Source organism: Actinomadura sp. CNU-125, from assembly GCF_001942465.1.
Lineage (GTDB): Bacteria > Actinomycetota > Actinomycetes > Streptosporangiales > Streptosporangiaceae > Spirillospora.
Genome location: NZ_MKJY01000581.1, coordinates 48,475 through 70,781, shown reverse-complemented (window position 1 = coordinate 70,781; position 22,307 = coordinate 48,475). Strand labels below are relative to the sequence as shown.

Here is a 22,307-nt window from a genome sequence, read left to right as displayed (position 1 = left end):
ATGAGAAGACTTCTGCGCGCGCTGACGAGCGGCGCCGCCGCGACGGCGCTCGTCCTCGCCGCCGCCGGATGCGGCGGCGGTTCGGCGGGCGAGACCGGCGGCGCGTCCGGCGGCGGCGACGGCGGCGGCGGTAAGGGCGCGATCAGCGTCACGACCGCGCGCGGCCCCGTCTCGCTGGACGGGCCCGCGACCCGCGTCGTCTCGCTGGAATGGACCTACACCGAGAACCTGCTGGCGCTCGGCGTCACTCCGGTCGGCAACGCCGACTCCGCCGGGTACGCCAAGTGGGTCAGCGCGCCCGAGGCGAAGCTGCCCGGCGGCGTCGCCGACGTCGGCACCCGGCAGGAGCCGAGCCTGGAGAAGATCCGCGCGCTGAAGCCGGACCTGATCGTCTCCGACGAGTCCCGCGTCGCCGCGAACCACGACCAGCTCGCCGACATCGCCCCGGTGCTGGCGTTCGACCCGCTCGCCGATCCGGCGCTGCAGACGATGAAGACGAACTTCACCGAGCTGGCCAAGGCGGTCGGGAAGCAGGAGCAGGCCCCGGCCGTCCTGCAGAAGATCGACGCCGCGGCCGCCGACGTGAAGACGCGGCTGGAGAAGGCGGACAAGGCGGGCCTGGAGTACGCGGTCGCGCAGGCGTTCACCGCGAACGACGCCCCGCAGATCCGCATGCACACCGACAAGGCGCTCGTCGCGCAGGTGCTGAACCTCGCCGGGCTGAAGAACACCTGGACCGGCAAGCCCGACGACTGGGGCATGACGACCGTCGGCGTCGAGGGTCTGACCCGGGTCCCCGACGACGCGACGTTCCTGTACGTCGCCGCCGACGACGACAACCCGTTCGAGGAGCAGCTCGCCGACAACCCCGTCTGGACGGACTCGGCGTTCGTCAAGGACGACCGCGCGATCGCCCTCGACCCGGGCACCTGGTTCTACGGCGGCGTCCTGTCGAGCGTCCACATCCTCAACATGACCGCCAAGGCGCTCGGGGTCTGATGACCGTCACGACCGGCGAGGCCAAGGTCGCTCTGCGCGCGCGCCGCCCGTCCACCTTCGTGGCGGGGGGCGCGCTCGTGGCGGTCCTGTGCGCGGTGGCCCTCCTGCACCTGTCCTTGGGCGCCTCCGGTGTCGGTTTCGGCGACCTGATCGCGTTCGCGGTCGGCGACGCCGACTCCGGCGCCGAAGCCGTCCTGCTGGGCAGCCGCCTGCCGCGCACCCTCGCCGGTCTCGCCTCCGGCGTCGCCCTGGGCGTCGCCGGTGCCCTCATCCAGGGCTCCACCCGCAACCCGCTCGGCGCCCCCGACACCCTCGGCGTCAACGCGGGCGCCTACTTCGCGGTCGCGCTGGCCGCCTACCTCGGCCTGGAGACCGGCACGCTGCTGTCCGGCGGGGCCGCGTTCCTCGGCGGGCTCGCCGCCGCCGCGATCGTCTACCTGCTGACCGCGCGCGGCGTCCTCACCCCCGGACGGCTGCTGCTCGCGGGCGCCTGCGTCACCCTCGGCGGCATGGCCGGGGCCGAGTTCCTGCAGCTCGTCGACCAGCCCGCCACCCGCGGCGTCTTCCTGTGGGGGAACGGGACGCTGCTGCAGCCGGGCCTCGACCGGCCGCTGACGATCGGCGCCGTGGTCCTCGCCGCCGTGCTGCTCGCGCCCGCCCTCGCCCGTCCGCTGGACGTCCTCGCGCTCGGCGACGACACCGCCGAGTCCCTCGGTGTCCGGGTGGCCCGCACGCGCGTGCTCTCCTGGCTGCTGGCCGTCCTGCTCGCGGCCGCCGCCGTCACCCTCACCGGCCCGATCGGCTACGTCGGCCTCATGGCGCCGGTAGCCGTCCGCCGCCTCGGCGTCCGCCGCCACCTCGCGCTGCTGCCGCTCGCCGGGCTCGGCGGCGCCCTGCTCGTCCTCGCCGGGGACGCCGCCGCGCGCCTCGCCCTGCCGCCGTCCGCCGGGTTCGGCGAACTGCCCGTCGGGGTCGTGACCGCGCTGATCGGCGGGCCGGTGTTCGTCCTGCTCGCCCGCCGCACCCAGACCGGGGACGCCGACGCGGGCGCGGCCGTCGCGGTCACCGCGCCGCCGCGCGGGCCCCGCTACGCGGCCGTCCTCGCGGGCGGGCTGCTGGCCCTCGCCGCCGCGATGCTGGTCGGCCTGCGGATCGGCGACGTGGACGTCTCGTGGGGGCAGGTCGCCGCGTCGCTGACCGGCTCCGGCACCGAATCGTCCGACGCGGTCGTGTTCTACCGGCTGCCGCGCATCCTCGTGGCCGCGCTGGCCGGGGCCGTCCTCGCGGTCGCGGGCGCGGCCGTCCAGTCGGTGGTGCGCAACCCGCTCGCCGAACCCGGCTTCCTCGGCGTCACCGCGGGCTCGTCCGCGGGGGCGGTGCTGCTGATCACCGTGCTGCCGGGGGCGCCCGCCGCGCTGATCCCGGTGTTCGCGTCGGTCGGGGGGATCCTCGCGCTCGTCGTGGTCGTCGGGATCGCCCGCGACCGGCACGGCCTCGACCCGACGCGCGTCGTCCTCGTCGGCCTCGGCGTCGCCGTCACGATGAGCGCGGTGACGAACATGATGGTGGTCGCCGAGCAGATGAACGTGTCGGCGGCGCTGACCTGGATGGCGGGCAGCACCTACGCCCGGGACGCGACGACCCTCGGCTGGCTCGCCGTGCCCGCGCTCGCCGCCGTCCTGTTCGCGCTGTCGGGCCGCCCGGTGAACATGCTCGCGCTCGGCGACGACCTCCCGCGCGCGCTCGGGCTGAACCTCGGACGCGCCCGGCTGCTCGCCCTGCTCGCCGGTGCGGTGCTCGCGGCGGGCGCGGCGGCGGCCGTCGGGAACGTCGGGTTCGTCGCGCTCGTCGCCCCGCACCTGGCCCGCCGCCTCGCGGGCGGCGGCACCGCCCGGCCTCGTCCCGGTCGCCGCCGTGCTCGGCGCCGTCCTCGTCGTCGCCGCCGACGCGCTCGGCCGCACCCTGCTCGCGCCCGTCGAGATCCCGGTCGGGATCATGACGGCCGTCCTCGGCACGCCGTACCTGATCTGGCTCATGCGCCGCACCCCTACGGCCTGAAGCGGGGCATTGCGGGGATTTTGCCCCCTTCCGGACGTCATCTCCGGTCGGGCGGGCATGCCCCGGACGGACGCGAGGAGGTGCGATGACCGACACCGTGATCGTGGTCGGCGCCGGGATCGCCGGGCTGGCCTGCGCCGTCCGGCTGCGCGAGAACGGCGTGCCGGTGCGGGTGCTGGAGGCGTCGGACGGCGTGGGCGGACGCGTGCGCACCGACGTCGTCGACGGGTTCCGCCTCGACCGGGGCTTCCAGGTGTTCAACACCGCGTATCCGGAGGCGCGCCGCCTGCTCGACCTGGGGAAACTGCACCTGCGGCCGTTCGCGTCCGGGGTGGTGGTCTACGACCACGGGCGGCGCGAGCGCGTGATGCTCCCGTGGCGGCACCCGTCGGCCGCGCTGACGACCCTCCTCGCCGGGATCGGCACCCCGCGCGACAAGGCCGCGCTCGCCGCGATGACCGCCCGCGACCTGGCCGGGCCGCCGGCCCGCCTCCGCGCCGCGACCGAACGCAGTACGGCCGACGACCTGCGTAAATGGGGCATCTCGGGCACGATGCTCGAGAAGCTGCTGCGCCCCTTCCTCGCGGCCGTCCTGCTCGAACGCGACCTCGAAACCTCCAGCCGGTACTTCCACCTGCTCTGGCGGTCGTTCGCGAGCGGCACCATCGGCGTCCCCGCGCTCGGCATGGGCGAGGTCCCGGCCCAGCTCGCCGACCGGCTCCCCGAGGGCACGATCTCGCTGGAGACGCCCGTCCGGGAGATCACCGGCGAGGGCGTGCGGACGGACGGCGAGACGATCCCCGCGCGCGCCGTCGTCGTCGCGGCCGACCCGACGGCCGCCGCCGCGCTCGTCCCCGGCATCGAGGCGCCCGCGATGCGGCCCGTCACGACCTTCTACCACGTCGCCCCGTCGTCGCCGCTGCGCGAACCCGTGCAGATCATCGACGCGGAGGGGATCGTCGCGGACACGCTCGTCCTGACCGACGCGGCGCCGGAGTACTCGCCGGACGGACGCGCGCTGATCTCCACGTCCGTCCTCGGCGTGCACGGGGACGGCGACGAACCGTGGGTGCGCGACCGCCTCACGCAGATCTACGGGCACACCAACTCGTGGCGGCATCTCGCGACATATCCGGTCGCCGAGGCCCTCCCGGCGATGCCCCCGCCCCTCCGCCTCCGGCAGCCGGTGCGGACCGGCCGCGAACGGTACGTGTGCGGCGACCACCGCGACACCGGCTCCGTCCAGGGCGCCCTGGTGTCCGGCCGCCGCGCCGCACAAGCCGTCCTGGACGACCTGCGCGCCATCGACGCCCGCCGCCGCATCACCGCGATGTCGAAGCCGTAGTCCGGGGCGGCGTTACAGCGCCTCGGACCGGCTTGTGCGTTATCGGCGCGCGCGCCGACGGACGGGATGGTGCGGCGGCGTTACAAGCGTGACTCGGTCGGCATCGCGGCGCCCTGTGCTTCGAAGGGGCGGATCATGCCGTCCTGGGTGAAGGAGGCCACCAGGCGTCCGTCTTCGGTGAGGATCTGGCCGCGCACGTGGCTCATGCCCGCGCCCGCGAAGGTGCTTTCGTGGTGGTACCGGAGCCAGCCGTCCCACTCGGCGGGCTCGTGGAAGTGCACGGCGATGCCCATGACCGCCGTCGACACCGTGTGGTGGGCCTGCGAGGTGCCGATGCCCGCGTGGGGGCGCATCGTGGTCGATATGGCGAGATGTCCGGTGAAGTGCGTGAGCAGAGCACGGCGCAGCTCGTCGCGCGGCGGGACGGTGTCGTAGCGCAGCCACGCGTTCAGGATCGGCGGCCCGACCTCGTCCGGGTCGCCGTAGTCCGGAACGTCCTCGATGCGCAGTTCGCGGCCCCGCAGCGGCATGTCGACGGGGTACGCCGACTCCGGCCCCCCGACGGGCGGGCCAGTCCAGGTGTCGTGCCGGACGACGTCCGCCTGCGGGCGGTCGAGGAGGACCGTGCAGGTGACGCACGTGCGGTCGCCCTGCCCGACCGCGACGGTCGCACTGGCGAACGAACGCCCCTCCCGGACGGGCGTCACCGTGAATTCGAGGGCCTTCTCCGGATCGGCGACGGCGACGAACAGCGCGTGGGCCGAACGCACGGTCCGTCCGGGGAACGACTTGGACGCGGCGACGACGCACTGCGCGAGGATCTGGCTGCCGTCGACGACCCGGCGGCCCCCGCCGTCGCTGTCGCCGGTGAACCGCGTCCGGTCGATCGGCGTGACGTCGAAGATGTCGATCATGCGGTCGAGCGACGACTCGGTCATGGGCGCACCCCCGTGAAGACGCCCGCGCCGATCGTCGTGCGGACGGTGTCCAGATCGAACGAGACGTATCCCGCGAGCCGCGCGACCTGCGGGAACGGCTCCGGGTAGGCCCACGCGACGCCGGGCCCGTCGCTCCCGGCGGCCCGCCAGTAGACGGCCTCGCCCTTGAACGGGCAGACGGTGCGGTGGTCGATCCGCTCCAGCCGCGAGAAGTCGACGGCGTCCTCGGGGAAGTAGATCGCGAGCCCGTGGTCCTGTTCGTCCACGAACAGGCAGGCGCGGCTGCGGGCCAGCAGGACCTCGTCGAGCCGCGCGGTCACGAGGTTGGTTCGGGCGAGCAGATCGACGCGGTAGTCCGGGCGCTCGTGGTACATGGACCGTGCGGCTGCCAAGGCTGCGACCTCCATCCGGGAACGGACGCCTTCATCCTCGCAGGAATCGAGAATCCGCGAAAGAGGCGTTCTCATTTACAAGAGCGCCGTTATCAGCCGTCCCTCCGGGCTTGCCCACCGGGCACCGGGTAAGCCCGTGACATGGGGAAACGCAAGGACGAACCATCGGTCGGGGACGAGGTGGCCTGGAGCAGCCACGGCTCCGAGACCGAAGGGAAGGTCGAGAAGAAGGTCACCGACCGGCGGGAGGAGGCCGGACGCACCGTCGCGGCGTCGCCCGACGAGCCGCAGTACGTCGTGCGCAGCGAGAAGAGCGGCAAGCGGGCGGTCCACAAGCCGTCGGCGCTGAAGCGGAAGCGGTCGAAATGAGCGGAAACGGCGATGTCGAGGCCGAGTTCGGCGAGGTCGTGAACATGACCCCGAAGGAACTCGAACGCTGGCTCGACACCGACGAGTCGCGGTCGGTCGGCCAGAAAGGCGACGGCGGAGAGTCGACCGGCCACGCGTCGGGCCGCAGGATCGTCGAACTGCTCCGCGCCGAGTCGTCCGATCTGACCGACGACGACCGCGCGCACATGAACAAGGTCGTCGGCTACGTGCACCGGCACCTCGCACAGCGCCCGTCCGGCGACATCGCGGACACCAAGTGGCGCTACTCGCTGATGAACTGGGGCCACGACCCCCTCAAGTGAGGGCGATCTCCGCGAACGCCTCCAGTTGCTCCAGATAGTGGGCGAGCGACTCGTGCCGGACGGTCAGGTTGATATGGGTCGCGCCCGCCTTCTCCGCGGTTGCGATGACCTCCCCCGCCCGGTCGGGATCGCCTACCGGGTCAAGGCGTTCGCCCGGGGTGAGGACGACGTCGAACCCCTCCGGCGGCTCGTGCCGGTCGAGCATCTCCCGCATCAGCTCCGGGGTGGGGCCGCGGAACGACTGCGGAGCGGGGGACCAGCCGTCCCCGAGCGTCACCGCCCGCCGCAGCGCGCGCTCGCTGTGCCCGCCGATCCACAGCGGCACCCGCGACTGCACCGCGTGTGGGTCGACCACCATGTCCTGGAACGCGTAGAACGGCCCCTCGTACGACACCGTCCGTCCGGACAGTGCCGCCCGCAGCGCCCGCAGTGCGTCGTCGGCGCGCGGCCCGCGATCCTCGAAGGGGGCGCCGAGCAGGTCGAACTCCTCCTTCAGGTTCCCGACCCCGAGCCCGAGGATCAGCCGTCCGTCGCTCAGGTGGTCGAGCGTCCCGTACCGCTTCGCGATCTCCAGCGGGTGGTAGAAGGGCAGCACCAGCACGTACGGGAGGAACTTCAGACGCTCCGTCTGTCCCGCAAGGAAGGAGAATGTGGCGAGCGGGTCGTAGAAGCGTTCCCCTCGGGGCAGGCCCGGCGGCACGGCCACGTGGTCGGGGCAGGTCATGAACTCGTACCCGAGCCGGTCGGCGGCCCGCGCCACCCGCACGACCTCGGCCGTCCCCGCCGTCGCCTCCCACGCCGGGCGCTTGCCCGCCAGCGCCACGATCGGCGAGCTGATTCCGACCTTCACATGTCCTCCGTTCCACGCAGCTTCCGCTGCAGCCGCGCGAGCGGGTCGTCGCCGTCCCGGGTGCCCGCCGGGCCCGCGGCCTCCTTGGGCATCAGCCGTCCGGCGTCCGACCTGGTCCATTCCCGGACGGCCCAGCGTTCGGCGATCGCCCACCGCCCGTCCCGCCGGGCCATGTGGTCGACGAACCGCACGCCGCTCGTGAAGTTGGCCCGCGGATCGTCCGCGGGCTCGCCCCAGTGCACCGACGTCCCGTACGTCTCGCTGATCGCGGTGTCGCCGAGCAACTCGACCAGGTGGTTCGCGACGATGTGCATCGTCCCGCCCCGCCGTGCCCGCAGCTTCGGCTCGACCCACGCGAGGTACTCGTCCACCGACCCGTCGAACCCGGTGTGATGGTCGACGGCGTCCGGGTGGTACGCCGACCGGACGAGCGCGAAGTCCAGCCGGTCGATCCCGCGGCAGTACCGCAGGACGACGTCGTGGATCTGCCGGCGATCGGACCACTCGTTCCAGGGGGCGTCCATAGTCGGCGAGCGTGCAACATCGGGCCACCGGCCACCGCCCGGGTCCCGCTGTGCGGGACCCGGGCGGCCGGGGTCACGCCGACACGAACCCGTCGAGGATCAGCTTCGCGGCGACCGCCGCACCGTCCGGACGGATCGTCGCGCCCACGGCCTTCGCCCGCGCCCGCACCTCGGGCGCCAGCGCCGTCCCGAGCGCGGCCGACAGCGACTCCGGCGTCGGGGACGGGCCGCCCGGCGCCGCGCCGATGCCCAGCGCGGCGACCCGTCGGCCCACGACGGCTGGTCGGCCATCTGCGGCACCACCACCTGCGCGGCGCCCGCCCGCGCCGCCGTCGCCGTGGTGCCCGCGCCGCCGTGGTGCACCACCGCCGCGACCCGTCCGAACAGCGCCTGCTGGTTGACCTCGCCGACGACGAAGCAGTCGTCCCGCTCGTCGACCGACGCGAGCTCCGCCCAGCCGCGGGCGAGCACCACCCGGCGGCCGTGCGCCCGCACCGCCTCGACCGCCGCCCGCGCCACGTCCGTCGGCCCGCGCATCGCCATGCTGCCGAACCCGACGTAGACGGGCGCTTCGCCGTCGTCCAGGAACGCCTCCAACCCTTCCGGCAGCGGACGCTCGTCCGGCAGGATCCACGCCCCCGTCTGGACGAGTTCGAGGTTCGTCACGTCGTGCCACGGGCCGAGGATCGGGTCCGCCGCCAGCAGGCCCCGGTCGGTGAAGACGTGGTCGCGGACGTTGTCGACCGGCGGCAGGCCGATCGCCGCCCGATGCGTCCGGAGCGCCCCGCCGTACAGTTCGTCCACGCGCCGGGCGTCCTGCTCCCACAGCACCTTGAGGTCGGTCTCGTCCTCCGGGGACGGCGTGCCCGGCCGCCTCCCCGGCGGGAAGTGCCGCGACGGCAGCCCGAACGGGTGGAAGCACGCGAACACGTAGCCGAGGCCGAGCTTCTCGGCCACCGACCGCGCCCCGACCGGCATCAGGCCGGTCGCCAGCAGCACGTCGCTCCCCTCGGCCGCCGCGGTGAGCGTCTCGAACCGCGCGGCGACCAGTTCGGCCGCGAGCCGGAACGCGTCCGCCGCCGTCGGCGGCTTCTCCCCGGTGACGAGCGCGCGCACGTTCGTCGAGGCGAGCGGCACCAGCGGCACCCCGGCACCGTCCAGCAGCGCCGCGAACTCCTCGTCCGGCGGCGCGCACACCCGCACGTCCGCCCCGAGCCCGCGCAGCGCGAACGCGAGCCCCGCCACCGGCTCGACGTCCCCCCGCGACCCCCACGTCGTCAAAACCACCCGCATGCGAATCCCCCATTTCCACTGGCCACGCCTTTGGAGGACCAATCGTGAGGCATGACGGGGGTCTTGCCGCAAGCCCCGGGGTGCGCTATAGATTGAAAGTGGCAAGGAGAATGCTCTCCTTGCCTTCGCCTTTTTCTACGGCGTAATCACGATCTTGCCGATATGCGAACCGCGGCGGAATTCCTCTTGGGCCGCGTGGATCTCGCTCAGCCGGTACCTGGCGGCGATGCGCGGCCGCAGCGCGCCCGTCCGGGCCAGTCCCGCCAGTTCCGCGAAATGCGCCGGGGTGTGCATCGACGAGCCGATGAGGCTGAGGTTGTGGAGGTAGAGGCGCCGCAGATCGAACGAGACGACGGGCCCGGCGACCGCGCCCGCGATGACCCAGCGGGCCCCGTCGTGCAGCGCGGGCAGCACCCGTTCGAGCCACGGACCGCCCGCCACGTCCGCGACCGCGTCCAGCCCGCCGGGCGCGCCGCCGCGCGCAGCTCGCGCCGCAGCTCGTCCGGACCCGCGTCGCGCGAGACGGTCGCCTCTCCTCGCGCACGACGTCCGCCTTGCCGCCGCTGGTCAGCGCCAGCACCCGCGCGCCGCGCGCGGCGGCGAGCTGGACGGCCGCGAACCCGACCCCGCCGGACGCGCCGGTGACGAGCACCGCCTCGCCCTTCGCGATCCGGGCGCGCTCCAGCATGCCCATCGCCGTCCCGTAGGCCACCGGAAGCGCGGCGAGTTCCTCGTCCGACAGCGGTGAGCCGCTCATGTCGTGGAGCCGATCGGCACCGACCGTCACATACGTGGCGAAACCCCCGTCCGCCTCGCTGCCGAGCAGCCCGACCGGCACCGCGTCGTCGCCCTCGCCGTCGTAGAACGCAGGATCGACCAGCACCCGGCGCCCGACCCACGCACCGTCCACGTCGGCGCGACCGCCTCGACGGTCCCGGCGATGTCCCCGCCCTGCACGAGAGGGAAATCGATCGCACCGCGCCACCCGGCCTGCGCGTCCGGGTCCCCCGGCAGCCCGTACGCGCCCTCCCGCGTCCAGATGTCGGTGTTGTTCAACGCCGCCGCGCCGACCCGGACGAGCACCTGCCCGGGGCCGACCGAGGGCACGGGCCAGTCGTCCCGCACCTCCAGGGCGTCCGGCCCGCCGTGCCGCCGCAGAACCGCCGCCGTCATGAAAGAGTCACTGGTCACGGCCATGTAATTACTCTCCGTTACTGCAATTGGGTGTGCGCCCGCTGCGCCGGTGGGCGAGGACGAGCGGTGCTCGGCGGCCCGCCGGGGAGGCGCCGCCGCAGGGGCCCGGTGCGCGGCGGTGCTCCTGCCCTGCCAGCCCCGACGCAAACCCGGCGCCCGAGCGGTCAGACGCAGATCACGATCTTCCCCCGCGTGCGTCCGCGTTCGGAGTGGGCGTGGGCTTCCGCGGTCCGGTGGAGCGGGAAGGTCCGCTCGATGCGCGGTGTGTAGCGGCCCCGCCTGCCGAGTTCGGCCGCTTCGGCGAGGAGAGCGGAGTCGTTCTCCGCGTTCGCCAGATGCGTACCCAGGCGATTCGCGCCGGCGTGGTCGGCGACCGTCGACACGCGAGCGGGATCGCCCACGATCGCGACGAGATCGTCCAGGGACCCGGACGCCGCGGTGTCGAGCGCGATGTCGACACCGTTCGGAGCCAGGGTGGCGAGACGCTCCGCGAGGCCGCTGCCATAGGTGGTCGCAACGGCTCCGAGGGACGCGAGGAACTCGTGGTTGTGCTCGCCGGCCGTCCCGATCACGGTGGCGCCCCGAGCCGCCGCGATCTCGACCGCGGCGCTGCCCACGCCTCCGGCCGCGCCCTCGATGAGAAGAGTGCGCCCGCGCAGCGGACCGAGCGCGTTCAGCCCGCCCAGCGCGGTCACGGACGCGAGACCGGCCCCGGCGGCCTCCTCGTCGGTCCACGTCGCGGGCGCGTGGGCCCACGCCGAGAGCACGGCCAGTTCCGCCGTCGCGCCGGTGACGCCGCCCAACCCGAAGACACGGTCGCCTATGCGAACCCCCTGCACGCCCTCACCGATCTCGTCGACCACGCCGACGGCGTCGCGCCCCGGAATCGCGGGCAGATCCACGGGGAGCAACGCCCGCGCCGCACCGGAGCGCACCTTCCAGTCGACGGGGTTGACGCCCGCCGCCGCGACGCGGACGCGGATCTCGCCGGGCCCGGGGTGCGGGTCCGGCGCCTGCTCGACCACAAGGGTCTCCACACCGCCGTACTCGTGGTAACGAACTGCGCGCATGACGTTCCGCCTTTCGACGCGGCCTGACCGGCCGCTCGTCAATTCGGTGGGTGGAATGTTCGGCTATCGCCGACGCGCACTAAGCTAAAACCTGACGTTAACGTTAGATGCAAGTCGGGCGGGACGCCGACGGGAGGAGGGCCGGTGCGCATCGGTGAGGTCGCGAGCGAGGCGGGCGTGAGCGTCCGGGCGATGCGCTACTACGAGGAGCAGGGCCTGCTCGAGGCGACGCGCAGTGCCGGCGGCCACCGGCACTACCCCGACACCGCCGTCGGTCGAGTCCGGCTGATCCAGCAGCTGTATGCCGCGGGCCTGCCGAGCAGAGTGGTCCGCGAGGTGCTGCCGTGCGTGGACTCGGGCGCGACGCAAGCGCCCTTGGCGCTTCAGGACCGGCTGGTCGCCGAGCGCGTCCGCATCGACCGGCGGATCACCGACCTGCTCGCCGTGCGCGACCGGCTCGACGACGTCATCACCCTCACGCTGGACCCCGATTCCGACTGCTCCCACATGCGGTGAGGACTGCTGCCGCGGACGGCTTCAGGCGCGGGGGCGCGTGCGGTAGGCGGCGAAGCCCGCCACGAACGCCGTCACGGTGAACAGCGCCCACCAGGGGAGCGACCGTCCGAGGTCCTGGTACGGCTGGACGCCGCCCGCCGGATCGTCCGCGTCGTACAGGACGTCGACCTCGTCGCCCTGCTCGGCGTCGCGGGGCCAGCCGCGCCGCCCGTCCTCGGCGTCGATCCGGCGCCCGTCCGCGGTGGTGAACTCGACCGTGATCCGTCCGGACGAGCGATTGCCGTCCGTCCCGAGGACACGCGCCGTCGCCCTCGTCTTACCCGACTGGTCCACCCACGCCGCGATCGCCCCGCCGCCCCACGTGACCGACAACAGCCCCATGACGACGGCGACGATGACGCAGCCGATGTAACTGGGGCGGTAACGCCGCTTCTTGTCCGTCTGCAAACGCGGGCTCGCCTCCACTGGTTCCGCCGCTCCCGGCTACGGTCCGGCCGTGCGGGCGGAGTCTCCGACGGGGTAGGCGACCTCCCAGGCCGCCTCGATCATGCGGAAGATCTCGTCCACCGCCGCCTCCGGATCGGCCGCCTCCCGGGCCAGCGAATAGGCGTCGATCACGAACCTCGCGATCGTCCGGCAGGCCGTTGTGCCCGGCGCCGCGTCGAGTTCGGCGGCGATGGCCTTCGCCAGCGACTCCGCATGGCGCAGCCTCATCGACTCCTCGTACTCCCGGAGGGCGGGCGTTTCCTCGACCATGCGCCAGATCGGGGCGGCGCCGTCGGCCGTGCAATGCCGCACCAGGGCGTGGATCTCGCGGCGCAGCGCGGGGACGAGCGGCTCGTGCGGCGCCCGGCCGGTGACCGCCCGCGCGAGGCGCTGTTCGAAGTCCTCGTCCTGCTCGAAGACGAGGGCCTCTTTCGAAGCGAAGTGGGAGAAGAGCGTGGTGACGGCCACGTCGGCTTCGGCGGCGACGTCACGGATGCCCACCGCGTCGTACCCGCGCGCCAGGAAGAGCCGGAGCGCGGTGTCGGCGATCCTCTGGCGGGTCGCGGCCTTCTTGCGCTCACGGCGTCCGGGCGGCACGGTCATGATCCAACGCTATCAGGTGCAAAACCGTAACGGTTTCGAAAACGCAACCGTTAGTGTTACGGTCGGCCGCATGAAGAAGGTGAGCTTCGCCGAGTACGGCGGTCCGGGCGTCTTGCGGCTCGTGGACGCCGAGGAGCCCCATGCGGGCCCCGGCCAGGTGCGCATCGCCGTGCGGGCGGCGGGCGTGAACCCCGTCGACTGGAGGATTCGTGAAGGCCAGTTCCAGCACACCCGTCCCCTCGACCTGCCCGCCGGAGTCGGCTTGGACGCCGCCGGGACGGTCGACGAGGTCGGCGAGGGCGTCGAAGGGGTCGAGGTCGGCGACCGTGTGTTCGGGGAAGGGGCGAGCACCTACGCCGAGTTCGCCGTGCTGTCCGCCTGGGCGCGGATGCCCGCGGGGCTGACGTTCGAAGAGGCGGCCGGATACCCCTCCGTGGTGGAGACCGCGCTTCGGATCATCCGCCAGGTCGGCGTGCGGTCCGGGCAGACGCTGCTGGTCAGCGGCGCGTCCGGGGGAGTCGGATCGGCGGTGCTGCAGATCGCCCGCGCCCGCGGCATCACGGTGATCGGCACGGCCGGGGCCGCGAACCAGGACTATCTGCGCAGCCTGGGCGCCGTCGCCACGACGTACGGCGAGGGCTGGGTCGAGCGGGTGCGGCGGCTCGGCCGCGTCGACGCGGCTCTCGACCTCGCCGGCTCGGGCGTGCTCCGGGAACTCGTCGAACTGACGGGGGATCCGCAGAAGGTGATCACCATCGCCGATCTCGCCGCACCGGACTTCGACGTCCGGTTCTCCGGCGTGGCCGGGAGCGTGCCGGAAGCGCTCGCCGAGGCCGTCGGTCTCATCTCGCGGGGCGACCTCCACATCCCGGTCGCGAAGACGTACACGCTCGCCGACGCCGCGGCGGCGCACATCGACAGTCAGGCCGGTCACACACGCGGGCGCCGCGTCGTCCTCGTCTGAACCGGCCGCGCGCCGTCCTCGGGCAGTGCTCGTCGAGGACGGCGCGTCCGATTTCTACGCGCTCGACCTGGGAGACCCGGCGCCGCCGACCAGTTCCACGTAGGCGGTGACGCCCGCCTCGCGGCGGCGTTGCGCCGGGACGGCGTCGACGACCTTGCGGGCGAGACTGCTCACCAGCGTCGTCCGGTGCTCGACCGGCTGTGCCTCGTAGACCGTGTGCGCGAGCCGGACGCCCTCGGTGACGTCGCCCGCGCGCACGTGCCCGGACGCCCGCAGCAGCGCGAGCTGGGTGCGCGTGCGCGGCTCGTCCGCGGGCAGGATCGCCCCGGCGTCCGCGACCGACTTGTCGAGCGGCCCACGATCCCCCGCATAAGCGTGCACCCACGCCGCGGTGTAGTGCACCCGATCCTCGGACCACTTGTCCGTGGAACGCACGTCGGTGACCGATGCGGGCAATTGCTGGAAAATTTCTTCGATGGTGCGCAGATCCGGCACGGCCTCCGAGGTGCGCCCGTCCAGCGCGAGTACTTGCGCGCGAACCGAGTGGATACTCGCCAGGCCGCGACTGGGGACGGCCTGGTGCTCGTTCGATCGCCTTATTCGCCTTCCGGAGGATCATCGCCGGGGAGTGATCTTCGTAGATGTCGCGAATTAGGCGTTGACCGGACACATACAGACTGAGATCGGTGTCGCCGGAGGCGTCCGCCGCGTTTTGTGCGGAGACCCACCACTCCCTGGCCATGCGCGGCTCGTCCAGATTGGAGAGCGTTTTGGCCATGAGCATGGACAGGCCGCTCGTCACCCGGGACCAGGAGCCGGAAAGCCGTTCGTCGCCGCCTCGCGCGGTGAGCTGCTGGACCGCCACGAGGTCGAGCGCCAGGTCACGTACTAGTTGCTGCGGGGGAAGCAAAAGGTAGCTGTAGCCGTACTCTGCGACCGTTTCTTCCCATTCGTCGAGGTGGCTGTCCTCGGTGCGGCCCATGGCACGATCGACGCTGCTGCGGATCTGCTGGAGGGCTTCCATCGCCGGGGTGACGGTGATGCCGAGGGCGGCCAGGGCCTGCAGAAGTCGACGTCGCTCCATGTCGTCGTCCTCCTCATATGGGACGCCGGGGTATGGCCTCGCCCGCTCCACGTTACTCGTCCGTTCGCCGCCCACCCGGGGTTTCGGCGCAAGGGCAACAAGCTTCCCGTCCGCCCCAAGAGCCTCGTCGAGTTTTCGGGCGAGGTCGGCCGACGGAGTGCGAGAACCGCTGCGGATCTTCGACAGGTAGCCCGCATCGAAATGCACGATTCTGGACAGTCTTCGCAACGACACTCCGCGTTCGATCATGAGAACCCGCATCTTACTGCTGAATTCGGTCATAACCGGACCTATCTGCCGATGTTGGGTGTTGCCATTTGCCTAACGGCGCAGGCAGCAGGCAACACCTTCCACGGTAACCCGATTCGCATTTTGATGGCGGTGAAAACGAAAGCGGCCCCGGCCCACTGCGCAATCAGTGGGGAGCCCGGGGCCTCGGCCGGAGAAAGGATCCGACCTGTCATGAATCGTACGACCCCTGACGCTCCTCTCGCAGCGCTTGGCGCGTACTTGGGCGCCCGGCGGCTGGAGGTCGAACTGACCGCGCGCGGCCTGCGCGTCGCGAACCCGGACGCGCCGCGCTGCTGCCCCGACGCGTCCGTCCCGTCCGACCTGGTCACCTGCCGCCCCCGGACGGACGACGGTGGACGCGCGTGGTTCTACACCTCGTGGAACGAGCCGATCGCCGAGGCCGACCGCATCGTGGAGGCGACCACGTTCATCCTCGGCTACCTCGCCGGGCGCGGGGCGGAGTCGTCCCGATGACCGCGCCGTGGACGCCCGAGCGCGTGGCGGCCGAGGTGCAGCGCCGGTACCCGGGCACGTGCGCGTGGCTCGGCCGCCACACCGGGAGCTGGTGGGCGGTCGCCCGCGACCGGACGGGGCGGCACCGCTTGGTCGAGGGGGCCACGCCCGCCGAACTGGTCCACCGACTGGACGAACTGGGCGTGCGTCGCGCGGGGTACGCCCCGCAACCGAGCGCACGTCCGCGACCGTCCGGCCCGCCCTCACCGCCGCCGCCTCCGCCCCCCAGGCCCGTCCGGCCTCGACCGCCTGCCCCCGTGGCGGCCAGCGCCGTCGCGCCGGATCGTCGGCCGCGCGTGCGCCGCCGTCCCGCCCGCCTGCGGCGCGGGCTGGCTGCGCGCCGCGTTCGACGCCCTCGTCACCCCCTGAACCGGGCGCGCGGCGGCCACCTCCCGTCCGCCGCGCCGCCCCCGCTACGAAGGAGATGCACATGACCGCAACGCTGGAGAACGTCACTCCGATCGGCAGGGACCCGCGTGAGCTCCTCCCCGCCAGGGCGTTCGCCCTGCTCGTGGACGACTTCCGCAAGATGTCCCACGCGAGCCACGACTACTGCTCGCGCGTCGTCGGCCAGAACCTCGTCTTCCTCAAAGCCGTCGGGAGCATCCGCCGGGCCGAGCGGCGAGACCCCCGCGATTACGTCCGGATCGTCCCGACCCCGCCGGTGGACGAGGCGTGGCACCTGAGCCTGCAGCGGACGGAGGTGTACGTTCCGATGAGCTACCTTTTCGCGGAGTCGTTCATCCACCACCGGCCGGTCATGGACGAGGACATCCGCTCCGGGGCCGCCCTCGCCCGGACGATTCCGCGGCTCCACCGCACGGGTTACTTCGTCGACCCGGAGTTCTGGGAGGGCGAGGCCGGGACGAGTTGCTGCCGCCCGAGTGCAACGACCAGAACGGCCGGGACTGGCGCTCGGTCGTGGACTGGGGTGGGCGCCTGCCGCTGGACGGCTCGCTCACCATCCGCATCTGACCTGGGAGGGACGCGCGTGCGCACAAGACGGACGAGTCTTCCCGAGCACCTGCGGCGCGAGATCGAGGCCGAGACCGGACCCGTTCTCCGCGTGGAGCCGCTGTCCAAGGGCAACCACGCGGACATCGCGGCGACCCTGCACACCAGCGGTGGCCGGGTCTTCGTCAAGGCCGCCCGCAAGCTGGTGGACAGGGACAGCCCCGAGGTGATGTCGCTGCGCCGCGAAGCCTCCGCCAACCCCTTCGTGTGCGAGTTCGCTCCCCGCCTACGGTGGCGGGTCGAAACCGGGGAGTGGCTCGCGCTCGGATTCGAGTACGTGGACGGACGCCCGGCCGACTTCTCTCCCGGGTCACCGGACCTGGAGGCGCTGGCGAAAACCGTCCACGCCGTCCAGGAAACTCCCTGCCCCGACGCGGTGCGGATGTCGGCGGAGCGGCGCTGGCAGCGGTATGCCGACGACACGACTCCGCTGGCGGGCGACGCGCTCCTGCACACCGACCTGAACGAGGACAACTTCATCATCACGCCGGACGGCCGGGCCCACGTCGTCGACTGGGCGTTCGTGACGCGCGGTGCCGCGTGGCTCGAACTCGTCCTGCTGATCCCGTGGCTGCTCAAGGCGGGTCACACACCGCGGGAGGCCGACGCGTGGGCGGCTCGTTTCCCATCGTGGCTGCACGCGCCCGAGGCGGACGTCGACATGTTCACCGCCGCGTTCGCGGAGCAGTGGCGGACCGCCGCCGGGAGCCGGGACGACGACTGGGTCCGACTGCACGCCGAACTGACGGGCCGGTGGGCGGCTTACCGACTGGAGAGGAGCCGATGACGGACTGGACGCAGACGTCCGCACGGCTGAAGGGTCGGGCATGGCTGGTCGTCCGGCACGACGACGCTCCACGTCTACTGGAGTCGGCGAAGCGCCTTGGTGAGCCGGACGACTGGTTGGTGCGTCCGGTAAAGAAGGACACCGACCCTGACACCTGGGTCTCGATCACTTTCCCGCGTGCGTTGATCGACGCACTCGGGCGGGCGCTACGCGCATCGGGCGTCCAAGGGGGATGACCGTGCGCAGCGACTGGGACGACCTGCCCAGCGAAGTTCGCGATGCCATCGAGGCACGGACGGGGGCGGTTCGACGCGTCGAAGCCGCGCCCGCCGGTAACCACGCGAACATCGCGTCCACGCTTCACACGGTGGACGGGCGCGTGTTCGTCAAGGCCGCGCGGAAGGAGCCGGGACGGGACGGCTCCGAGGTCAAGTCGCTGCGTTGGGAAGCGGCGATCAATCGCCATGTCGCCGAGCACGCTCCCCGTCTCCACTGGACCGTGGAGGCGGGGGGCTGGCTCGTCCTCGGGTTCGAGCACGTTCGGGCGCGGCACGCCGACTACCGGCCCGGTTCGTCCGACCTGGAGACGCTGGCGGAGGTCATCGACGGACTCCAGGCGATGCCGTGCCCGGACCTGCTCGATCGTCGGCGCGTCGATCGCCGCTGGGGCGATCCACCGGCGGGGGAGACACTCAAGGCTGGGCACGGGCCCGCGCAGGCCGAGGGCTGGGCGGCCCGCTTCCCATCCTGGGCGGGCACCGACCCGGCGCACCTCGACGCGTATGCGTGCGCGTTCGCCGAGAGGTGGCGGGCGAACACCGAGACCAACCGTGCTCCCTGGGCGTTGGAGCACGCTGCGGCTGCGGGCCGGTGGGCCGACCACCGGTTGACCAAGTAGCGGACGGCGACCGCTCGATGGCGTTCGAGGCGGTTGGCGCCGCACTTCACGGCGGTGGGCCCGCCGGAGGCGTGAAGCGGGCTTCTTCGGCGTACCGGCGAGTTCACCTGCTCGACTGTCATGAGCAGTCAGCGGTCCGGGGTGAGGAGCGGCTTGACGTCGAGGATCGGGGTCGCGTCCAGGGCTTCGAGGTTGCGGACGTGAACGCGCGTACCGGTGACGGCGAGGATGTGGACGACGTGCAGGCCGATCGGGTTGGGGCGGTCTGGCGAGCGGGTGGCGAACACGCCGGTGAGCGGTCGGGCGGCGTCGCCACGCGGGTGGACGGTGAGGGTGTCGCGGTCGGAGCGGTCGAGCCAGGTGAGCAGCAGTACATCGCTGCCCGGGGTCAGGCCGTCAAGGGCGGGGGCGTATCGGTCCTCGAAGACGAGCCAGGCGTCCGGTGCCCCCTCGTCGGGCTGCCGGGGCGCCGCCGCCCGATCGGTCAGTGTCGACTCAACGCGCCCGACCGGGCGCAGTGTGTATTCGGTCAAGAGTCCTGGATCCTTCCTTGGCAAGGGTCCGTGCTGGGCGGCTCCGTCCCGATGGCCATCCTGACCTGTGCGGGCCTGGCTGGTCGAGACATGGCGCCGAGCGCGCGCCAGGAGTCAGGCGTCGCGGGTGTGGAGGAGGACGGTGGCGGTCAGGAGGGCTGCGGTCGTCCAGGTGGCGGTTGCGGCTAGGGGCGTCCACGGGTCGGCGGGGTCTGGGGGCATTGGCGTGATCTTCTGCAGCACGCGTTGCCAGCGGGGGTCGGCGATGGTTCGGGAGACGATCGGAAGGACGTAGAGCAGGGCGAGGACGGCGCCGATGGCGGTCGCGGAGTCCCGGACGGCGGTCGCGGTGCCGAGACTCAGGAGGGCGATCAGTATCAGGTAGAGGATCGTTCCGGCGGCCGCTTCGCCGGTCGGGGCTCGGTGGCCGAGGACGAGTCGTCCGGCCAGGAGCGATCCGAGGACGGCGGCGGCGACGGCGGTGGCGAGGACGATCGCCTTGGCCGCGAGGACGGTGGCGCGGTGCGGCACCGCCGTGAAGGTCGTGCCGATCATGCCCGTGGTGTATTCGCCGGTGATGACTAGGACACCCAGGATCGCGATCGGGGCTTGGCCTAGGTAGACGCCCACGAGGGTCGGGGCGGTCGTGACCGATGCCGCTCCCACTGTTGCTGCGACGGTTCCGAGGAGCAGCCAGACGGGGCCTCGGACGGTTCGTAGCTTCGTCCACTCCGCGTGCACGGCCCGCCTCACGCGTCCCTCCGGTGGAGGACGGCGAGGGCCACGGCCAGGGCGACGATCGTGTACGCGGCCAGGACGGCGAAGCCGGCCCACGGGGACAGCGGGTAGTAGCCGTTCGACGGCTTGTAGAGGCTCGCGACCTGGTCGTACGGGACGAGTGTCTGCTGGACGGCGAAGGCCGCGCCCGGCGTCACACGTGCGAGGCCGTTCGACACGCTCGCGGGCAGGAACGGGACGGCCATCAGGATGTACGGCAGCACGATCGACACGGTGACGGCGGTGACCGCGACGGCGCCGTTCCGGACGATCGTGCCGACGGCGAGCGCGAGGATCGACGCGGTCGCGAGCAGGGCCGCGGTTCCGATCGCCACTCGTAGTTCGGTCGGGGGCTCCACCGGGAAGATGTAGACACCGTTGGCGTCGGCGAGCCGTTCGCCGAGCGGGGCCGCGACGAGCGTGCCCGCGAGCCCGGCGACGAACGCGGCGCTTCCCAGCACGGTCGCCTTGGCCGCTAGGGATCGGCCTCGCTTCGGGGTGGCGGCGAGGGTGACGTGGATCAGGCCGCCGTCGTACTCCGTGGTGACGAACAGCGCCCCCACGACGATCACCGCGATCAGTGCGGCGAACGTCCCGGTGAGGATCTCCCGGACGGTGCCGCCGGTCGGGAGGGTCTCGCGGACGGCGGGCGCGATGTCCCCGGCGCCCGTCACGGTGAACCGGCCGCCGGTTTCCGTGAACGAGCCGGACGTGCGCGGCGGATATCCGGCGAAAGTGGGGGATTCGGCTCCTATTTGGTCGCCGGTCCACTGTCCGGTGGCCTGGGTGGTGCGGAGGTTCTCGAACGTGGCCGTGGACACGGTGCCGCGCGTGCCCAGGCCGTCCACTGCGGGCGGGGACGCGACGAACAGCCCGGCTTGGACGGTCGGTCCGAGCCCGCGCAGGCGTGCGGTGCCGACTTCGGTCCAGCGGGTTCCGTCGGGGGAGGCGTAGCCGGTGATCGTGTCGCCCGAGCGGACGAGCCGCAGCCGGTGGGCGGACGTGCCGGGGAGGCCCGCGTCGTTGACGTAGCCGTGCTGCATCCGCACGCCGTGGCCGCCGGTGGTCATGATCGCCGCGTAGCGCGATCCCGGGCGGGTGCCCGCCTTGACGATGAGCCCGGCCTTCGCCCACGGCACGACGCCGGGCCGCAGGTCGTCGGGGGTTTCGGGGATCCTGCTTTCGAGGCGGGGGACGGAGACGGTGATGCTGCCGTTCCCGGTCAGGGGACGGTGCACGAAGTAGAAGCTGTCGGTGACCGGCTCGCCGCCGGGCCCGATCGGCACGGGCGGTACGTCCTTCTGGACGCTGCTCAATCCGGCGAGCAGGGCGAACAGCACGAGGAGGAGCGCGGCGGCCGCCATGCCGATCGGCCAGGTGGGGACGGTGCGGAACTTGGTCCACTCCGCGTGCAGCGACCGGACGAAGGCGGGGCGCGTCACCGGGACGCCTCGGCGGCGCGGAACTCGGTGGCGTCGCGGGTGAGGTCGAGGTAGACGTCCTCAAGGGTGGCGCGGTGCGCGGACACTTCGGAGAACGGCACGGCGTCCGCGCCGAGCAGCGCCGCGATCCGGTCGGCGGGCAGGCCGGAGACGGCGAGGGTGTCGCGGGTGGCGGCCGCGACGGTGGCGCCCGCGCGCGTCAGAACCGCCGCCGCGTGCGTCCCGGCCGGGGTCCGGACGGCGACCCGGTTCGTGGAGGCGGCCGCGATCAGGTCGGTCACGGTGTCGTCGGCGATGGCCCGGCCGCGTCCCGCGACGACGAGCCGGTCGGCGGTGTCCTGCATCTCGCTCATCAGGTGGCTGGAGACCAGGACGGCACGGCCCTGCGCGGCCAGCGCGCGCAGGAGGCCGCGCATCCAGACGATGCCGTCGGGGTCCATGCCGTTGAACGGCTCGTCGAGCATGATCGTGGGCGGGTCGCCCAGGAGGGCGGCGGCGATCCCGAGGCGTTGGCGCATCCCGAGCGAGTAGCCGCCCGTCCGGCGCCGGGCCACCGGGGTCAGGCCGACCAGCTCGATCACCCGGTCCGCCCGGGGTGCGGCGAGGCCCTGCGAATGCGCGAGCCACCGCAGGTGGTCGCGGGCGCTGCGGCCGGGGTGCGGTGCGGCGGCGTCGAGGAGCGAGCCGACGTGGACGAGCGGGTGCCGGAGGTCGCGGTACGGCCGTCCGCCGATCAGCGCGGTGCCCTCGTCGGCGGAGGAAAGGCCGAGGATCACTCGCATCGTCGTCGATTTCCCTGCGCCGTTCGGCCCCGCGAAGCCGGTCACCAGGCCCGGACGGACGGCGAAGGACATGCCGTCGAGGGCGAGCGTCGTCCCGTAGCGCTTGCGCAGCCCGGCGACGGCGATCCCCGGTTCGGGGTTCGGATCGGATCTCATGCCGAGGGTTGTACGCGGCCGCCGGTCCCGGCCGGGTCGCGGCGGCCGCGACCCGGTTGGAACCCGGGATCTGCGATCGTCGACGCATGGCACCTCGACGCGATGG

At 72.7% G+C, this 22,307-nt stretch carries 28 protein-coding genes and 1 pseudogene; 14 read left to right on the top strand and 15 right to left on the bottom strand.

The window, feature by feature from the left end; genetic code table 11:
- The 4 genes and pseudogenes from BJF79_RS45945 (at nt 1) to BJF79_RS45930 (ending at nt 4,402) form a co-directional block, all read left to right on the top strand.
- Nucleotides 1–999, top strand: a complete 999-nt coding sequence (locus BJF79_RS45945; RefSeq protein ID WP_075906947.1) for an ABC transporter substrate-binding protein — start codon at nt 1–3, stop codon at nt 997–999.
- Nucleotides 999–2,873: pseudogene (locus tag BJF79_RS52400) on the top strand (iron chelate uptake ABC transporter family permease subunit); the annotation flags it as partial. The gene BJF79_RS45945 and the pseudogene BJF79_RS52400, both read left to right, overlap by 1 nt.
- Nucleotides 2,788–3,057: an iron chelate uptake ABC transporter family permease subunit gene (locus BJF79_RS68025; protein ID WP_410050224.1), complete on the top strand. Its 270-nt coding sequence runs from the start codon at nt 2,788–2,790 to the stop codon at nt 3,055–3,057. The pseudogene BJF79_RS52400 and the gene BJF79_RS68025, both read left to right, overlap by 86 nt.
- A gap of 85 nt (nt 3,058–3,142) precedes the next feature.
- Nucleotides 3,143–4,402 (top strand): NAD(P)/FAD-dependent oxidoreductase, encoded by a 1,260-nt coding sequence (locus BJF79_RS45930; protein ID WP_075906946.1) that lies wholly within the window; start codon nt 3,143–3,145, stop codon nt 4,400–4,402.
- A gap of 80 nt (nt 4,403–4,482) precedes the next feature.
- On the opposite strand, the gene BJF79_RS45925 is transcribed toward BJF79_RS45930, so the two are convergent.
- Nucleotides 4,483–5,340 (bottom strand): acyl-CoA thioesterase, encoded by an 858-nt coding sequence (locus tag BJF79_RS45925; protein WP_075906945.1) that lies wholly within the window; start codon nt 5,338–5,340, stop codon nt 4,483–4,485.
- Nucleotides 5,337–5,732, bottom strand: a complete 396-nt coding sequence (locus BJF79_RS45920) for a DUF427 domain-containing protein (RefSeq protein ID WP_158079503.1) — start codon at nt 5,730–5,732, stop codon at nt 5,337–5,339. The genes BJF79_RS45925 and BJF79_RS45920 overlap by 4 nt, the downstream gene beginning before the upstream one ends.
- A gap of 141 nt (nt 5,733–5,873) precedes the next feature.
- Here BJF79_RS45920 and BJF79_RS45915 point away from each other — a divergent pair, with 141 nt between their 5' ends.
- Nucleotides 5,874–6,101, top strand: a complete 228-nt coding sequence (locus tag BJF79_RS45915; protein WP_075906943.1) for a DUF2945 domain-containing protein — start codon at nt 5,874–5,876, stop codon at nt 6,099–6,101.
- Nucleotides 6,098–6,424 (top strand): DUF3140 domain-containing protein, encoded by a 327-nt coding sequence (locus tag BJF79_RS45910; protein WP_075906942.1) that lies wholly within the window; start codon nt 6,098–6,100, stop codon nt 6,422–6,424. The genes BJF79_RS45915 and BJF79_RS45910 overlap by 4 nt, the downstream gene beginning before the upstream one ends.
- On the opposite strand, the gene BJF79_RS45905 is transcribed toward BJF79_RS45910, so the two are convergent.
- The 4 genes from BJF79_RS45905 to BJF79_RS64675 all read right to left on the bottom strand — a co-directional run bounded on the left by BJF79_RS45905 (nt 6,417) and on the right by BJF79_RS64675 (nt 9,550).
- Nucleotides 6,417–7,274, bottom strand: coding sequence for an LLM class F420-dependent oxidoreductase (locus tag BJF79_RS45905; protein ID WP_075906941.1), 858 nt, complete (start codon nt 7,272–7,274; stop codon nt 6,417–6,419). The two genes, BJF79_RS45910 and BJF79_RS45905, sit on opposite strands and share 8 nt — an antisense overlap.
- The gene (locus tag BJF79_RS45900) at nt 7,271–7,798 is read right to left on the bottom strand and encodes a nuclear transport factor 2 family protein (RefSeq protein ID WP_075906940.1); all 528 of its coding nucleotides are present in this window, start codon (nt 7,796–7,798) and stop codon (nt 7,271–7,273) included. Before BJF79_RS45900 ends, BJF79_RS45905 begins: the two co-directional genes overlap by 4 nt.
- Nucleotides 7,799–7,897: 99 nt before the next feature.
- Nucleotides 7,898–9,091 (bottom strand): glycosyltransferase, encoded by a 1,194-nt coding sequence (locus tag BJF79_RS45895; protein ID WP_262403555.1) that lies wholly within the window; start codon nt 9,089–9,091, stop codon nt 7,898–7,900.
- A gap of 135 nt (nt 9,092–9,226) precedes the next feature.
- Nucleotides 9,227–9,550, bottom strand: coding sequence for a zinc-binding dehydrogenase (locus tag BJF79_RS64675; RefSeq protein ID WP_410050223.1), 324 nt, complete (start codon nt 9,548–9,550; stop codon nt 9,227–9,229).
- 95 nt (nt 9,551–9,645) lie between these two features.
- Between BJF79_RS64675 and BJF79_RS64670 the strand changes: the two genes are divergently transcribed.
- On the top strand, nt 9,646–9,798 hold the full coding sequence (locus BJF79_RS64670) for a hypothetical protein (RefSeq protein ID WP_262403554.1): 153 nt from the start codon (nt 9,646–9,648) through the stop codon (nt 9,796–9,798).
- A 76-nt stretch (nt 9,799–9,874) separates the two neighbouring features.
- On the opposite strand, the gene BJF79_RS64665 is transcribed toward BJF79_RS64670, so the two are convergent.
- Nucleotides 9,875–10,264: an alcohol dehydrogenase catalytic domain-containing protein gene (locus tag BJF79_RS64665; RefSeq protein WP_262403553.1), complete on the bottom strand. Its 390-nt coding sequence runs from the start codon at nt 10,262–10,264 to the stop codon at nt 9,875–9,877.
- Nucleotides 10,265–10,449: 185 nt separating this feature from the next.
- Nucleotides 10,450–11,355, bottom strand: a complete 906-nt coding sequence (locus BJF79_RS45885) for an NADP-dependent oxidoreductase (RefSeq protein WP_075906939.1) — start codon at nt 11,353–11,355, stop codon at nt 10,450–10,452.
- Nucleotides 11,356–11,499: 144 nt separating this feature from the next.
- Between BJF79_RS45885 and BJF79_RS45880 the strand changes: the two genes are divergently transcribed.
- Nucleotides 11,500–11,871, top strand: coding sequence for a MerR family transcriptional regulator (locus BJF79_RS45880; RefSeq protein ID WP_075906938.1), 372 nt, complete (start codon nt 11,500–11,502; stop codon nt 11,869–11,871).
- A gap of 21 nt (nt 11,872–11,892) precedes the next feature.
- Here BJF79_RS45880 and BJF79_RS45875 read toward each other — a convergent pair whose 3' ends face one another.
- Complete coding sequence (locus BJF79_RS45875) at nt 11,893–12,318, bottom strand: DUF3592 domain-containing protein (RefSeq protein WP_143220955.1); 426 nt, start codon at nt 12,316–12,318, stop codon at nt 11,893–11,895.
- Between the two features lie 36 nt (nt 12,319–12,354).
- Nucleotides 12,355–12,960, bottom strand: coding sequence for a TetR/AcrR family transcriptional regulator (locus tag BJF79_RS45870; RefSeq protein ID WP_075906936.1), 606 nt, complete (start codon nt 12,958–12,960; stop codon nt 12,355–12,357).
- A 70-nt stretch (nt 12,961–13,030) separates the two neighbouring features.
- Here BJF79_RS45870 and BJF79_RS45865 point away from each other — a divergent pair, with 70 nt between their 5' ends.
- Nucleotides 13,031–13,924 carry an NADP-dependent oxidoreductase gene (locus BJF79_RS45865; protein WP_075906935.1) on the top strand — a complete coding sequence of 298 codons (894 nt, stop codon included), beginning with the start codon at nt 13,031–13,033 and terminating at the stop codon, nt 13,922–13,924.
- Between the two features lie 54 nt (nt 13,925–13,978).
- Here the strand turns inward: BJF79_RS45865 and BJF79_RS45860 are convergent, their stop codons facing one another.
- Entirely contained in the window at nt 13,979–14,419 is a 441-nt protein-coding gene (locus tag BJF79_RS45860) for a hypothetical protein (protein WP_262403552.1), read from the bottom strand.
- Nucleotides 14,420–15,518: 1,099 nt separating this feature from the next.
- Between BJF79_RS45860 and BJF79_RS45855 the strand changes: the two genes are divergently transcribed.
- The 5 genes from BJF79_RS45855 to BJF79_RS45845 are packed head-to-tail and all read left to right on the top strand — an operon-like array spanning nt 15,519 to nt 18,511.
- Nucleotides 15,519–15,773, top strand: a complete 255-nt coding sequence (locus BJF79_RS45855; protein ID WP_075906933.1) for a hypothetical protein — start codon at nt 15,519–15,521, stop codon at nt 15,771–15,773.
- Nucleotides 15,770–16,246, top strand: a complete 477-nt coding sequence (locus BJF79_RS54815) for a hypothetical protein (RefSeq protein WP_143220953.1) — start codon at nt 15,770–15,772, stop codon at nt 16,244–16,246. Before BJF79_RS45855 ends, BJF79_RS54815 begins: the two co-directional genes overlap by 4 nt.
- Nucleotides 16,243–17,613 carry a phosphotransferase gene (locus BJF79_RS52395; protein ID WP_083734744.1) on the top strand — a complete coding sequence of 457 codons (1,371 nt, stop codon included), beginning with the start codon at nt 16,243–16,245 and terminating at the stop codon, nt 17,611–17,613. The genes BJF79_RS54815 and BJF79_RS52395 overlap by 4 nt, the downstream gene beginning before the upstream one ends.
- A complete protein-coding gene (locus tag BJF79_RS54810; RefSeq protein ID WP_143220952.1) occupies nt 17,610–17,849 on the top strand; it encodes a hypothetical protein in 240 nt (79 codons plus the stop codon). Before BJF79_RS52395 ends, BJF79_RS54810 begins: the two co-directional genes overlap by 4 nt.
- Nucleotides 17,850–17,851: 2 nt before the next feature.
- Entirely contained in the window at nt 17,852–18,511 is a 660-nt protein-coding gene (locus tag BJF79_RS45845) for a hypothetical protein (protein ID WP_143220951.1), read from the top strand.
- A 128-nt stretch (nt 18,512–18,639) separates the two neighbouring features.
- Here BJF79_RS45845 and tsaA read toward each other — a convergent pair whose 3' ends face one another.
- The 4 genes from tsaA to BJF79_RS45825 form a co-directional block, all read right to left on the bottom strand.
- Nucleotides 18,640–19,044 carry a tRNA (N6-threonylcarbamoyladenosine(37)-N6)-methyltransferase TrmO gene (gene tsaA / locus BJF79_RS45840; protein ID WP_075906931.1) on the bottom strand — a complete coding sequence of 135 codons (405 nt, stop codon included), beginning with the start codon at nt 19,042–19,044 and terminating at the stop codon, nt 18,640–18,642.
- A 114-nt stretch (nt 19,045–19,158) separates the two neighbouring features.
- On the bottom strand, nt 19,159–19,710 hold the full coding sequence (locus BJF79_RS45835) for an ABC transporter permease (protein ID WP_262403551.1): 552 nt from the start codon (nt 19,708–19,710) through the stop codon (nt 19,159–19,161).
- 83 nt (nt 19,711–19,793) lie between these two features.
- Nucleotides 19,794–21,263 carry an ABC transporter permease subunit gene (locus BJF79_RS45830; protein ID WP_075906929.1) on the bottom strand — a complete coding sequence of 490 codons (1,470 nt, stop codon included), beginning with the start codon at nt 21,261–21,263 and terminating at the stop codon, nt 19,794–19,796.
- The gene (locus BJF79_RS45825; RefSeq protein ID WP_075906928.1) at nt 21,260–22,201 is read right to left on the bottom strand and encodes an ABC transporter ATP-binding protein; all 942 of its coding nucleotides are present in this window, start codon (nt 22,199–22,201) and stop codon (nt 21,260–21,262) included. Before BJF79_RS45825 ends, BJF79_RS45830 begins: the two co-directional genes overlap by 4 nt.
- Nucleotides 22,202–22,307 lie beyond the last annotated feature (106 nt).

Excerpts from the sequence above, each read along its gene's own strand:
- BJF79_RS45930 (WP_075906946.1), top strand. The coding sequence starts at position 3,143 with ATGACCGACACCGTGATCGTGGTCGGCGCCGGGATCGCCGGGCTGGCC.
- BJF79_RS45870 (WP_075906936.1), bottom strand. The coding sequence starts at position 12,960 with ATGACCGTGCCGCCCGGACGCCGTGAGCGCAAGAAGGCCGCGACCCGC.
- BJF79_RS54815 (WP_143220953.1), top strand. The coding sequence starts at position 15,770 with ATGACCGCGCCGTGGACGCCCGAGCGCGTGGCGGCCGAGGTGCAGCGC.
- BJF79_RS52395 (WP_083734744.1), top strand. The coding sequence starts at position 16,243 with ATGACCGCAACGCTGGAGAACGTCACTCCGATCGGCAGGGACCCGCGT.
- BJF79_RS64665 (WP_262403553.1), bottom strand. The coding sequence starts at position 10,264 with ATGACGGCGGCGGTTCTGCGGCGGCACGGCGGGCCGGACGCCCTGGAG.
- BJF79_RS54810 (WP_143220952.1), top strand. The coding sequence starts at position 17,610 with ATGACGGACTGGACGCAGACGTCCGCACGGCTGAAGGGTCGGGCATGG.
- BJF79_RS45900 (WP_075906940.1), bottom strand. The coding sequence starts at position 7,798 with ATGGACGCCCCCTGGAACGAGTGGTCCGATCGCCGGCAGATCCACGAC.
- BJF79_RS45865 (WP_075906935.1), top strand. The coding sequence starts at position 13,031 with ATGAAGAAGGTGAGCTTCGCCGAGTACGGCGGTCCGGGCGTCTTGCGG.
- BJF79_RS45910 (WP_075906942.1), top strand. The coding sequence starts at position 6,098 with ATGAGCGGAAACGGCGATGTCGAGGCCGAGTTCGGCGAGGTCGTGAAC.
- BJF79_RS45925 (WP_075906945.1), bottom strand. The coding sequence starts at position 5,340 with ATGACCGAGTCGTCGCTCGACCGCATGATCGACATCTTCGACGTCACG.
- BJF79_RS45825 (WP_075906928.1), bottom strand. The coding sequence starts at position 22,201 with ATGAGATCCGATCCGAACCCCGAACCGGGGATCGCCGTCGCCGGGCTG.
- BJF79_RS45895 (WP_262403555.1), bottom strand. The coding sequence starts at position 9,091 with ATGCGGGTGGTTTTGACGACGTGGGGGTCGCGGGGGGACGTCGAGCCG.
- BJF79_RS45885 (WP_075906939.1), bottom strand. The coding sequence starts at position 11,355 with ATGCGCGCAGTTCGTTACCACGAGTACGGCGGTGTGGAGACCCTTGTG.
- BJF79_RS45945 (WP_075906947.1), top strand. The coding sequence starts at position 1 with ATGAGAAGACTTCTGCGCGCGCTGACGAGCGGCGCCGCCGCGACGGCG.
- BJF79_RS45915 (WP_075906943.1), top strand. The coding sequence starts at position 5,874 with ATGGGGAAACGCAAGGACGAACCATCGGTCGGGGACGAGGTGGCCTGG.